General features: G+C 34.5%; 13 protein-coding genes. 7 read left to right on the top strand and 6 right to left on the bottom strand.

The features are described from left to right. Positions 1–42: 42 nt before the first annotated feature. A complete protein-coding gene (locus tag LZQ00_RS05175) occupies positions 43–477 on the top strand; it encodes an ATP-dependent zinc protease (RefSeq protein ID WP_234512519.1) in 435 nt (144 codons plus the stop codon). A gap of 67 nt (positions 478–544) precedes the next feature. Further along, the gene (gene rimK, locus LZQ00_RS05170) at positions 545–1477 is read left to right on the top strand and encodes a 30S ribosomal protein S6--L-glutamate ligase (RefSeq protein ID WP_234512518.1); all 933 of its coding nucleotides are present in this window, start codon (positions 545–547) and stop codon (positions 1475–1477) included. A 65-nt stretch (positions 1478–1542) separates the two neighbouring features. Here rimK and LZQ00_RS05165 read toward each other — a convergent pair whose 3' ends face one another. Continuing rightward, positions 1543–2217 carry a head GIN domain-containing protein gene (locus LZQ00_RS05165; protein WP_234512516.1) on the bottom strand — a complete coding sequence of 225 codons (675 nt, stop codon included), beginning with the start codon at positions 2215–2217 and terminating at the stop codon, positions 1543–1545. Between the two features lie 259 nt (positions 2218–2476). After that, positions 2477–3556 carry a class II fructose-bisphosphate aldolase gene (fbaA, locus tag LZQ00_RS05160; RefSeq protein ID WP_234512514.1) on the bottom strand — a complete coding sequence of 360 codons (1080 nt, stop codon included), beginning with the start codon at positions 3554–3556 and terminating at the stop codon, positions 2477–2479. Positions 3557–3768: 212 nt separating this feature from the next. On the opposite strand from fbaA, the gene LZQ00_RS05155 reads away from it, so the two are divergent. The 4 genes from LZQ00_RS05155 to LZQ00_RS05140 all read left to right on the top strand — a co-directional run bounded on the left by LZQ00_RS05155 (position 3769) and on the right by LZQ00_RS05140 (position 8646). Continuing rightward, positions 3769–4116 (top strand): ArsC family reductase, encoded by a 348-nt coding sequence (locus LZQ00_RS05155; protein WP_234512513.1) that lies wholly within the window; start codon positions 3769–3771, stop codon positions 4114–4116. 113 nt (positions 4117–4229) lie between these two features. Further along, positions 4230–6179, top strand: a complete 1950-nt coding sequence (locus tag LZQ00_RS05150) for a M1 family metallopeptidase (RefSeq protein WP_234512511.1) — start codon at positions 4230–4232, stop codon at positions 6177–6179. A gap of 113 nt (positions 6180–6292) precedes the next feature. Beyond that, complete coding sequence (locus LZQ00_RS05145) at positions 6293–6997, top strand: hypothetical protein (RefSeq protein ID WP_234512509.1); 705 nt, start codon at positions 6293–6295, stop codon at positions 6995–6997. A gap of 161 nt (positions 6998–7158) precedes the next feature. Further along, the gene (locus LZQ00_RS05140; protein ID WP_234512507.1) at positions 7159–8646 is read left to right on the top strand and encodes an amino acid permease; all 1488 of its coding nucleotides are present in this window, start codon (positions 7159–7161) and stop codon (positions 8644–8646) included. 92 nt (positions 8647–8738) lie between these two features. On the opposite strand, the gene LZQ00_RS05135 is transcribed toward LZQ00_RS05140, so the two are convergent. The 4 genes from LZQ00_RS05135 to LZQ00_RS05125 form a co-directional block, all read right to left on the bottom strand. Then, positions 8739–9908 carry a TlpA family protein disulfide reductase gene (locus tag LZQ00_RS05135; RefSeq protein WP_234512505.1) on the bottom strand — a complete coding sequence of 390 codons (1170 nt, stop codon included), beginning with the start codon at positions 9906–9908 and terminating at the stop codon, positions 8739–8741. A gap of 11 nt (positions 9909–9919) precedes the next feature. Beyond that, the gene (locus LZQ00_RS18455; RefSeq protein WP_262910924.1) at positions 9920–10375 is read right to left on the bottom strand and encodes a PhzF family phenazine biosynthesis protein; all 456 of its coding nucleotides are present in this window, start codon (positions 10373–10375) and stop codon (positions 9920–9922) included. A 31-nt stretch (positions 10376–10406) separates the two neighbouring features. Beyond that, positions 10407–10706, bottom strand: a complete 300-nt coding sequence (locus LZQ00_RS18450) for a PhzF family phenazine biosynthesis protein (RefSeq protein WP_262910923.1) — start codon at positions 10704–10706, stop codon at positions 10407–10409. Positions 10707–11272: 566 nt separating this feature from the next. Then, positions 11273–11575, bottom strand: a complete 303-nt coding sequence (locus LZQ00_RS05125; protein WP_234512504.1) for an FtsB family cell division protein — start codon at positions 11573–11575, stop codon at positions 11273–11275. Between the two features lie 181 nt (positions 11576–11756). Between LZQ00_RS05125 and lpxB the strand changes: the two genes are divergently transcribed. Beyond that, complete coding sequence (gene lpxB / locus LZQ00_RS05120) at positions 11757–12866, top strand: lipid-A-disaccharide synthase (protein ID WP_234512502.1); 1110 nt, start codon at positions 11757–11759, stop codon at positions 12864–12866. Positions 12867–12919 lie beyond the last annotated feature (53 nt).

Raw genomic sequence — 12919 nt, 5'->3', positions numbered from 1 at the left:
TAAGGTTTGATCAAAATTCAAACCTTATTATTAAAAATAGCAATGAAAGATAAACTAATCGTCGGATGGAAAGAATCAATAGATCTACCAGAATTAGGTATTCATCACATTGAAGCGAAGGTAGATACTGGCGCTGGGTCGTCTGTATTACATTGCGAATCCTATGAAATTGAGGTAATAGATCATCAAGAATGGATTATCTGTCACATTGTTGTTAATTTTAAAACTCGAGAATTACGTATATTTAAATTCCCGGTATATAAAGAAAAAATCGTTAAAAGTTCATTTGGCCACCAAGAGAAACGTTATTATATTTTGACAAAAGCCAAATTATACAATCAATTATTTGATATTAAATTATCTTTTAGAAATCGTTCGTCCATGCGGTATCCTATGTTATTAGGAAAAAACTTCCTTTACAAAAATTTTATCGTGGACGTTTCAAAATCAAATTTATCTCAAAAATCTTTGGGATAGAAACCAATATCCATTCATATTTGTTTCTATACGAATATTACAATTAAACTATTCTAATCATAGCAAAGTGAAAATCGCTGTATTATCAACAGTTAAAAGCCTATACTCGACACGTCGATTAGTAGAAGCTGCAGAAAAACGTGGACATGAATGCGTTGTGATCGATCATAGCAAATGCTATGTTGGTATTCAACAAGGCAAACCCAGCATCCACTATAAAGGTCAAGATATTTCGGATATTGATGCCGTTATTCCTCGTATAGGTGCTTCCGTAACTTTTTATGGTTCCGCTATTGTCAGACAATTTGAAGTCATGGATGTGATATCGGCCAATCCGAGTCAAGCGATTACACGTTCTAGAGACAAACTTCGTTGTATGCAAATTCTTTCTGGAGCTGGCATAGGTCTTCCCATTACTGGATTTGCCAGAACCGCTTCGGATGTTGACGATTTGATCAGCATGGTTGGAGGAGCACCATTAGTGATCAAGCTATTAGAAGGTACACAAGGAATTGGGGTTGTACTAGCAGAAACTAAAAAAGCAGCTTCTTCTGTCATCGAAGCTTTTTATGGTCTTGGAAATAATATATTAATTCAAGAATATATTAAAGAAGCCAAGGGAACTGATATCCGTGCATTTGTCGTTGGAGGAAAAGTTGTAGGTGCCATGAAAAGAACTGCCAAGGAAGGAGAATTTAGATCGAATATCCATCGTGGAGGAACAGCAGAAATCATTAAATTAACAAAAAGCGAACGGGAAACTGCTATCGCAGCTGCGGCTTCTATGGGATTAACCGTATGCGGCGTTGATATGATGCCTTCAGACAGAGGTCCTCTTGTCTTGGAAGTAAACTCTTCTCCAGGATTAGAAGGAATAGAGAAAGCAACAAAAAAGGATATTGCTGCAGAAATTATCATCTATCTCGAGAAGCAATTTGATCTTAAAAAAGCAGCTAAACCTGAAGTTCGAAAAAAGAAAAAAAAGGAAAGTAATTTATAATACTGTATAAAAATCAAATCACATGGTTATAACCATGTGATTTGATTTTTATACAGGTAAATCTCTTATTTATAATTGATTGTTCCGCCCGCTATTTTTTTCTCAGATTTATGGACCGGATTTCCATATACATCGATTACACCACCTGCACGTGTCTTAGCAACAACAGAATCCTTCGCATAAATCTCCGCTTTGCCACCCCCATTTACCGTCACATTGCTGACATCCGTTTTTAAATCTTTTCCTTCATATTTACCCCCAAAATTAGAAACAACATCTTGTGTTATGCTTTTACCCATAAGCGAAATCGTAGATCCCGATGTGGATTTAACATCCACTTTTTTAGCTTCCAGATACAACACAACCAATCCTCCTTCAGCAGCCGAGATATTCAATTGATCTGAAACAATTACTTGATTTTCTCGGTTAACAACCTTTGCCCCTTTTTTGGCTAAAATATTATTCAAGGACTGAAAATAAACTTTAACACTGACGTTATTACCTTGTAACGCGTTTAAAGTATTCATCTTAATACGCAATGAACCGTTATTATTGATGACCTGAATATTTTCGGAATTAGCCCCTTCTATAACAACCTCATTTGAAGTCCCTTTTAGCAATTCAACTTGGATCTTATCCGTCACCTCTACAGCGTTAAAAGTACCTACATTTTGTTTTGTCTGCGCAAAACTTAATTGTGCAATAAAAAATAAAATAGCACCTAATCCTAATTTTTTCATATCGATAAATCTTGTATTCATATAATCGTTCTGCAAAATATACAGCATAAATAACATTCCAGTAATTTTTAGCACATTTTAACACAATATAGACAAAAACATGAAACCGTTACGCCTTGTTATATAGTATTCTGAAATTAAGCTCATACTAGACTTCCTTATAGGAAAGATGACAATCCTGAAAATCAATCTTACAAAAAAACGCATCAAGTCATGACTTGATGCGTCCTAAAATTAACAGTCTCTGTAATTTTGAATATTATAATTTGCTGTGGATATCAATCGCATTTAGCTCTTCGAACGCTTGTTTCAAACGCGTAACAAAAGACTCCTCTCCTTTACGTAACCAAACGCGAGGATCATAATATTTCTTGTTTGGAGAATCAGCTCCTTCAGGATTACCAATTTGGCTTTGTAGATAATCGTGGTTTTTAGCTTCATATCCACGAATACCATCCCACATTGCCCATTGCATATCAGTATCAATGTTCATTTTGATTGCACCATAAGAGATTGCCTCTGCAATTTCTTCAGCTGAAGAACCTGAACCACCATGGAATACAAAATTAACTGGCTTTTCTGCCGTTAAATTAAATTTCTCACGAATGTATTCTTGTGAATTATGTAAAATAACAGGTTGTAATTTTACGTTTCCAGGTTTATAAACACCATGTACATTACCAAAAGCAGCAGCTACTGTAAATTTATCAGAAACTTTTAATAATTCCTCGTAAGCGTACGCTACTTCTTCAGGTTGTGTATATAATTTTGAGCTATCCACATCAGAATTATCAACACCGTCTTCTTCCCCACCAGTAACTCCTAATTCGATTTCTACAGTCATTCCTAGCGGTTTCATACGTGCTAAGTATTTTGCAGAAATTTCAATATTTTCTTCGATCGGCTCTTCCGATAAATCCAACATATGAGAAGAAAATAAAGGTTTACCATGTTGCGCAAAAAATCGCTCACCAGCATCTAATAAACCGTCGATCCAAGGCAATAATTTTTTTGCAGCATGGTCTGTATGTAATATAACTGCAACACCATAATGCTCTGCTAATAAATGAACATGCTGAGCTGCAGCCACAGCACCAAGAATACAAGCTTTTAAACCATCATTGTTTAATGTTTTACCTGCATAAAATTGTGCTCCACCATTTGATAATTGAATAATTACAGGTGAGTTAACTGCTTTTGCAGTTTCCATAACAGCGTTGATCGAATTTGTACCTGTAACGTTAACTGCAGGTAATGCAAATTTGTGCTTTTTTGCTAATTCAAATAATTCTTGTACTTGATCTCCTGTCAATACACCTTTAAAATCTTTTAGGCTCATATTATATTTGCTTTTGTAATTTATAATCTTATTATTATGTACTAAGGTAGAAAAAAAATATTATTTTACATAATGCATAAAGTGTATATACTACACTAACTAGTTTTATTCACCTTTCAATAAAAAAAAGCACGTGAAATGTGATTAAAAACGTTACAATAGGACTTAATAAATCTATTTTAATATATTTGGTTAACAATAACAAGAACGACATGCTACAGGTATACGGTATTAAGAATTGCAACACAGTAAAAAAAGCGCTGAATTGGTTAGAAGAAAATCAAATTGCCTATATTTTTCATGATTTTAAAAAGGAAGGTATTTCGGAAAAACAATTACAGGACTGGGAAAAACAAATTAGTTGGGAGAAACTGCTGAATAAAAAAGGAACCACTTGGAAGAAACTAGATGCCGAAGAACAAGCAACAGTAATGGATGCAACTTCTGCTAATCAAGTTCTCATTCAACATACCAGTATGATCAAACGTCCCGTAATTGAGGGAGGTAAACAAATTATAGTAGGGTTTGATGAAAACGAATATGCTTCTTTTCTAAAATAATTGTTACAATCGGATAAAATAATCGTTACAATTTGATAATTTTAAGGAAAAAGGTTCAACAACACATCTTTTCATACTATATTTAGGCAAAACAAGATCTACAATAATAAAGTATGAAAAGATTAACATTGCTATCACTAGGTATTTTATCATTATCGTTATCTACTTCAACTTTTGCTCAGCAAAAGAATAATTATAGCTACACAGCAGCATTTGCACCCTTGTTTTTTAAGAATAATGGAGATGAATTTCGTTCAGCAAGTGGCAAACCGGGACCAGCTTACTGGCAAAATAACGCGGACTATAAAATAGCTGCAACTTTAGATGACCAGAAAAAAACCATTACTGGAAAAGTAGAAATTAACTATACGAATAACAGTCCTGATCAATTGGATTATATTTGGCTGCAATTGGATCAAAACATGTTTTCAAAAAAAGGACGTGGTCAAGCCATCTCTCCCTTAACAAAAAGCAGATATGGAGATGCCAATAGTAGTTTTGATGGTGGTTATACCGTCAGCTCTGTGACCGATTTAGCAGGCAAAGCTGTGGATTATATCATTACAGATACACGTCTTCAAATCAGACTTCCTCAACCTCTTCAAGCTCAAGGTGGTAAAATAGGTTTTAAAATACAATACTCCTATCCCATACCTGAATATGGTGCTGATCGAACCGGTATATTGAAAACTGCAAAAGGTGATATTTTTGCAATTGCCCAATGGTTTCCTCGATTATGTGTGTATGACAATATAAGAGGTTGGAATACCATGCCCTATACAGGCCCAGGTGAATTTTATCGTGAGTTTGGTGATTATCAGGTCGAAATTACGGCGCCTGCAAACCATATCGTTATACTGGGTGGAGAATTGTTAAATCCACAAGAAGTCTTTACATCAGAACAGCTTAAACGATACGAACAAGCAAAAACAAGTGATCAGACGGTCATTATCCGTTCTGCAACGGAGGTTGCAGATAGCCATTCAAGACCTCATAAAAAAAGTTTAACTTGGAAATATACCCTCAATCATGCACAAGATATTGCCTGGGCTTCATCCGCATCTTTTATCATCGATGCAGCTCGTATTAATTTACCTAGTGGCAAAAAGTCATTGGCTATTTCTGCTTATCCAGAAGAAAGCAATGGCAATAATGCTTGGGAACGTTCTTCCGAGTATACAAAAGCAGCCATTGAAAACTATTCCAACAAATGGTTTGAATATCCCTACCCTGTTGCCGTTAATGTTGCTTCCAATGTTGGAGGAATGGAATACCCTGCCCTATCCTTTTGCGGCAATAAAGCAAAAGCTGAGTCCTTATGGGGAGTAACCAATCATGAGTTTGGCCATAATTGGTTTCCAATGATTGTTTCAAGTAATGAAAGAGAGTTTGGCTGGATGGATGAAGGTTTTAACACCTTTATAAATGAAATCTCAACCGAGAACTTCAATAATGGTGAATACGTCAAAAAAGTTGGGGATGAGAATAGTCAAGCAGTCCGATTTACGGATCCTCGCCTTGAAGCGATGATGACGACCCCTCAAAATATGAATGAAGGAAATATAGGTATTTTACTTTACTATAAACCTGCCTATGGGCTTAAGTTATTGCGCAATCAGATTATTGGAAAAGAACGTTTTGATTTTGCCTTTAAAAAATACATCGCGGATTGGGCGTACAAACACCCTACTCCTGAAGATTTTTTCCGTTCTATGGAAAATGGTACAGGTGAAAATCTAAATTGGTTTTGGCGTGGATGGTTTGTAAATAATTGGCAATTGGACCAAGCCATTACAAAAGTGAACTATTTAAATAATGATCCCAAACAAGGGGCAGTTATTACCGTAGAAAATTTAGAAAAACTCCCAATGCCTGTTGTCATAGAAGCCACAACAGTATCTGGACAAAAAATACGTAAAAAATTACCAGTGGAAATTTGGGAAAGAAATAAGTCATTTGATTTCAAAATAGATTCCAAAGAACCACTACAGTCTGTGCAGTTAGATCCAGACAAAGTTTTTCCTGACCACGATCCTGAAAATAATACCTGGACTTCTAAATAATAGTAGAAAATGTCATAGTCAACCAAAGGCTATGACATTTTTTTTGTTAAAATAATTTGTTGCGAACCGATTAGTACTTATTATTATGTAATTTTGATCATAAACAATTCAACATGAAAACATCATTCATATATAGTATAAGTATATTTTCAATTCTGGGTTTAAGTAGCTTTTTCTCGGTGTTACATGCACAAGAAAAGATTAAAGGTATTGCAATGGAATTGGTAAGCAGTCAAAAAATTTCTGACGTATCCATTAAAAACGTACGTACAAATACAGAAGTAAGAACGGATCAAGAAGGTAATTTCAGCATTGATGCACAAATAAATGATTACTTGGCAATAGAAGCTGTAGGCTATGAAAAAGATACCGTATATGTTTACGATTACGGTGTAAAAAGAATTTACCTCAACAGAGAAAATACAGCTATTGAATTGAATGAAGTTTATATTGAAAGAATGACGGATAGCAGATTGCATGCAGAAATAAATGCGACAAAACTAGCTGGAAAATATGCAGATGCAAGCCAAGTACGCGGAGGTATCCGCGTTTCACCTTCTCGTGTTTTTGGAAAAAATGCAAAGAGAGCACGCGAAAATTACAAATTACTTATTGAAGAGCAACATAAGCGAGCCATTGATCGTAAATTCACTGAAGATCTTATTCAATCTTTAACTCCGCTTAAAAATCCAGAACTAGCGCTGTTTAAAGAGCAATACAGACCAAGCTATAAATTCATCGAACAAGCATCAAAAGATGATATCAAACTATATATCATAGACTCCTATAAAAAATTTAACACTAAAACTGGAAAATAATTATTTTACATAAAAAATGTGACAGCAATACATCACAGAGAAATCTTTAACGAATCAAGAATGGGAAGAAAAAAAACTTCCCATTTTTCATTTAATAGACTATATTTGACATTAAGAAGACAATCAATTTTAAATTTAAAAAACCAACTTAAAATATACTTATGCTTTTTAAAAAATCAATTAGCAAATTAATTGCAGAAGCAGAACAGAATGGTCAAGGTACCTTAAAACGTACACTCTCTAGTTCTGGGCTTATTGCATTAGGAGTAGGTGCTATTATTGGCGCTGGACTATTCTCGCTTACAGGTATAGCAGCAGCAGATCATGCTGGTCCCGCCGTAGTCCTCTCTTTCATTATAGCAGCTGTAGGTTGTGGATTTGCAGGGTTATGTTATGCAGAATTTGCCTCTATGATTCCTGTTGCAGGATCAGCATACACCTATTCATATGCCACTATGGGTGAATTTATGGCTTGGATAATTGGCTGGGATCTTGTTTTAGAATATGCACTTGCAGCTGCGACGGTATCCGTTAGTTGGTCACAATATTTCAATCAACTCTTATTGACCTTAGGTGTAGAACTCCCTACACAGTTTTTACATGGTCCCTGGGAAGGAGGTGTCGTCAATGTACCTGCTATCGTTATCGTCTGTTTACTTTCTTTGCTTTTAATGCGAGGAACACAGGAATCTTCCTTTGTTAACAATATTTTAGTGATTTTAAAAGTTGCTGTTGTTCTCATTTTTATTGTATTGGGTTGGGGATTCATTACCGAAGCTAATCACACACCATTTATTCCCGTTAACCATGGAGAAGAATTGGTAAAAAGTGGTCAGTTAGGTTTTTGGAGTTTCTTAAAAAGTGATGATTTTGGTCATTTTGGTATTAGTGGGATTTTAAGAGCTGCTGGAGTTGTATTTTTTGCCTTTATTGGATTTGATGCGGTAAGTACAGCTGCTCAAGAGGCAAAAAACCCGAAAAAAGGAATGCCTATTGGTATCATTGGTTCTTTAATTATCTGTACACTATTGTATGTGCTCTTTTCTTACGTATTGACAGGCTTAGCTCCTTATACTGAATTTAAAGGGGATGCAAAACCAGTTGCTACCGCTTTTGCAAAAACAGGATATACCTTTTTAAATACCGCTTTAATTGTAACGATTATCGCTGGATATACTTCTGTTATCTTAGTGATGCTGTTGGGTCAAAGCCGTGTCTTTTATTCTATGAGTAAAGATGGTTTATTACCGAAACTCTTTTCTGACCTATCGAAAAGACAAACCCCATGGAAAACAAACTTAATCTTCATGGTTTTCGTAAGTATTTTTGCAGGTTTTGTTCCCGTATCCGATTTGGGTCATATGGTGAGTATCGGTACTTTATTTGCCTTTACTTTAGTCTGCATTGGTATCCTGGTGTTACGAAAAACTGAACCTAATTTAGATAGACCATTTAAAACACCATTTGTACCAGTGATTCCTATTTTGGGTATTTTGGTATGTGTGTTAATGATGGCTTCCCTGCCAATAGAATCATGGGAACGCTTAGCGATCTGGATGGTCGTAGGTGTGGTCATCTATTTTGTATACAGTAAAAAGAATTCCAAGATTCGAAAAGAATATGCCGAAGAGCATAAGCTAGAAGATTAAAAAAATAGGGCTGTTTTTACAAACAGCCCTATTTTTTTAATCCCGTAATAAATCCTCCTCTTTAACAAAAAGACATATACTTTTACTATAGATTATGGTAAAACCTGAGTATATATTTTTTTTCTTAGTTCATCTTTTCTTACATCAATTATCTCCATATTTCCATTAGGATAAATGAATAAACAATGCGGTATTCCCTTTACAAAGTACAGATCTTTAACTCCTTGAGGATTCTCATAAGCAAATAATGATCGCCATGGAATATTATACGTAACGAGTAATTTTTGAAATGCTTTTAAATCTTTCTCTTCATCAATAGAAATATATGTCAAATTTAAATTTTCTTGTAAGTCTTGATATATTTTCTTCAATATAGGAATCTCTTCGATACAAGGTTTACACCAGGAAGCAGAAAAAACTACTAAATTGTACTTCGTTGTATCTTGAATAATCTCTTCACGTGTTCCCAAAGTCAAATTTGGTAAAGAAATATTATAAAATTTGTCAAATAAAAACCGTTCGATTTTCTTTGCCCATTTTGACTGCTTATGCTTTTCAGAAAAATTATCATAAATATCCTTCACATCCTTTTTTGATTTATAATTATCAAGATTACCAGATAAAGAGGAAATCAAAAACCTTGAATCAGGATATCTTTTCGATAAGTTTACATACGATGACAAATAATCTTCATAAGAGATATTTTTTTTATTATCGTATGATAAAAACCAACTAAAGTAAGGATCTTGCGAGCGAATGGCTATATCTGAACTATCATTTGTAACGATCAATTCAAAATCTTCACAAACGATATCGCCTAAAATTATGGAGTCTTTATTATTTATCTGTACAGAGAACTTTTCATCTTTAAATATTGTCTTTCCTTCGTAACGAGCATTAATATAATTAATACTGTCCTCAACACCTACATTTGATATTATTTTCCTTTCCCCATATTTCCTTGAAAAAAAACGTACATTTCTAGTGGCATTACTGGTTGAATCATATTGGGAAATCAACAACATCATGCGTTCCGAATTCAATGCTATTGAATCAGGAATTAAAAACATCCAAGTAAATTCACTAACTTTTCTCCCTGTAAATAAAATAGTCTTGTTCTCCGTATAGTCTTGTAAAGACAAAGAATCAAATGGAGCTTTCTCTAAATTGACAAATAGTTTATATCCATTAGCAGAGTCATTCTGAGTGTAAGCAGAAAATCCAAATAAACTCATTAAAAATAGAAGGAAAAAACTTTTCATAAACTCAAATTCTAAATAAATATTTCACCTTTCATATACAATATTGCTTGGCCCCCCAATTCCACTCTGTCGTTTAATAAGCGACAGTATAGTCGTCCAGATCGCTCAGAGATTTGCATAGCTATTAATTCGTATTTATTAAGTTGTTCAGTCCAATAAGGAGTGATTGTGGTATGAGCAGAGCCGCACACAGGATCTTCATTTACCCCTACCGCAGGTGCAAAGAAGCGAGAAACAAAGTCATAGGTCGTACTTTTTGCTGTTACAATAACTCCTCTTGCATTTAATCCTGCAATCAGCGGCAGATTCGGTTGTATATCCCTAATATCTTCTTCTTGCTCGAAGACCAACATATAATCTGTCTTACCTTTGTAAGCAGCAATAGGTTTCTTATTTGTAGTAGATAACAGTTCTTGGCTCAACTCTGTTTTGAAAAAATTATCTGTTGGAAAATTTAATACAAACAAATCCTGTTGTACAGCGACTGATAAGTTACCACTACGGGGGAGAGTAAAAGTTAATAATAGGTTGTTGGTAATTTTCGTGGTGATACAAAACAAATGCTGTGGCAAGTGTTGCATGTCCACAGAGGTCAACCTCTACATGAGGTGTAAACCAACGTATTTCAAATGTGTTTTCTTTGCGAATGTAAAAAGCAGTCTCTGAAAGATTGTTTTCTGCAGCGATTCTCAATAACAATTCATCAGACAACCATTCATTCAACGGACAGACTGCTGCAGGGTTTCCCTTAAATACCTCATCTGTAAAAGTATCTACCTGATAGATTGTCAGTTTCATATTCTTATTTTTTATTATAAAGCTAGGAGTCCTAAAATAATAAATAAAGGTACAGTTATATATTTTTAAATATTTAAAAATAAAATTTATCGTTCCACATCAAACTCTTTTACAATCAATTTTTCTTATTTCAACTTGATGATAGAAAATAAACAAACCAATTTGACAAAAGCTATTTTACGACGAGACACTGAAATATCCGAATGTTATTATAGGATTCTATACACAAGGTGTATAGCTAATCTAGGATAATCAAACATACGACGAGACACCAAGCTGTTCATAGATAGGTGTAAAGCAGTGCATAAGTAGGGACTAAGCAGGGTATAAGCGTAGACTAAGCGTACATACAGTATTAAAAGTATACCTATAATGCACTATCAACGCACTTACCACGCTCTTACTACCTTCAAATACTGTGCTCTCTTGAATAACGCTTTTAGTCTGCTTATACCCTGCAGTATTCCTACCTAGGGAATGGATTAATATGGGATGGTTGATAAAATATGATAGCGATCAGATTTCCGAAAATTAGGACATAAAAAAAGAGGATTGTTTTCCTCTTTTTATTTTTCTAGCGGTTCAACCTCCGTCACCACATATACATCTTCATTTTCCTTCTTCATCTTATACTTCTCTCGGGCGATTCTTTGAACTTCCTTTTGATCAGATCGAATATCAGCGATTGTCTCAATAATATTCTGATTTTCTTTTTCATAGAAAGCCTTCTCTTTCTCCAAATTACTTTTCTGATGTTGGTAACTGTATTGTGTTGCCAAATCATTGCGGTCAAAAAAACACATCCATACGGTGAATGCGATTCCTGCTAAAAAATATTTATTTCGAATAAGTGCTAAAAATCTATCCATAAGACAAAAGTAATATTTAAGATCCAAACTAGCTAAATCTTAATTAAAGATAAAAACATTTATTCGAAAAATTAACAAAATATGCTATTGATACCGATCTTTTGTGGAAAAATAGGGCTTCGATCATCCATAAAGAAAAGAATAATCTTATCTTTAACCTTATTAAAACAGCATCACGCAAATGAAATACTATCTTATAGCAGGCGAAACTTCCGGAGATCTACATGGTTCAAACTTAATCAATGCGTTAAAAGCGGAAGATGCTGAAGCTACTTTTAAAATTGTGGGTGGAGACCAAATGGAACAGGCTACACAACAAAAGGCACTGATTCACACTTCTGAAATGGCTTTTATGGGCTTTGTAGAAGTATTGAAAAATTTGGGAACCATTTCTAGAAATCTAAAGAAAGTCAAAGAAGACATTCTTAAAGAACGACCTGATTGTGTTATTTTAATAGATTTTCCAGGATTTAATCTCAAGATTGCTGATTTTGCAAAGAAAAAAGGGATCAAAACCTGTTACTATATCTCTCCAAAGGTATGGGCTTGGAATCAAAAACGGGTCGTTAAAATCAAGCGGATAGTCGATCATATGTTTTGTATTCTACCTTTTGAAGTTGATTTTTATAAAAAGTGGAAAATGCCCGTTGATTATGTAGGAAATCCTTTGTTAGATGCCATTTCTGCATACAAATTTAATCCGAACTTTATTGCAGATCAGCAACTATCAGAAAGACCCATCATAGCTCTGTTGCCTGGAAGCCGTAAGATGGAAATCGCCAAGTTATTACCCATTATGGCAAATTTGACTTACCTCTTCCCTATGCATCAATTTGTCATTGCAGGTGCTCCAAATTTTGATAAAACCTATTATCAGCAATATATAGGTGAACAGCAAATTCCTGTTGTCTTTAATGCAACCTACGATTTATTAAAACATGCTGAGGCAGCAGTGGTAACAAGTGGAACAGCAACGTTGGAGACCGGGATCTTAAAAGTTCCGCAAGTTGTGGTCTATAAAGCCAATGTGATCTCGATTTGGATTGCCAAACAAGTGATCAAAGTAAAATTTATCTCGTTGGTCAATTTGATCAATGATTTTTTATCCGTTCGCGAATTGATTCAAGACGATTGCACGACGTATGATATTGCAGAAGAATTAGCGCAATTAATCAATAAGCCGGAATACCGCGCAAGTGTGATGGAAAATTATGATATTTTAGCTGAAAAACTAGGACAACCAGGTGCCTCTCAGAAAACAGCAAAATTGATTGTTCAGTATTTAAAGTAAAATATTAAACTTTTCGTAGGTTAGATTGTCTAATGGTTATTGTTTTATACAAA

Origin of the sequence: Sphingobacterium sp. SRCM116780 (genome assembly GCF_021442025.1) — a bacterium.
Taxonomy (GTDB): Bacteria; Bacteroidota; Bacteroidia; order Sphingobacteriales; family Sphingobacteriaceae; genus Sphingobacterium.
The sequence above is the reverse complement of the archived record's forward strand: the minus strand, read 5'-3'. Positions and strand labels throughout refer to the sequence as shown.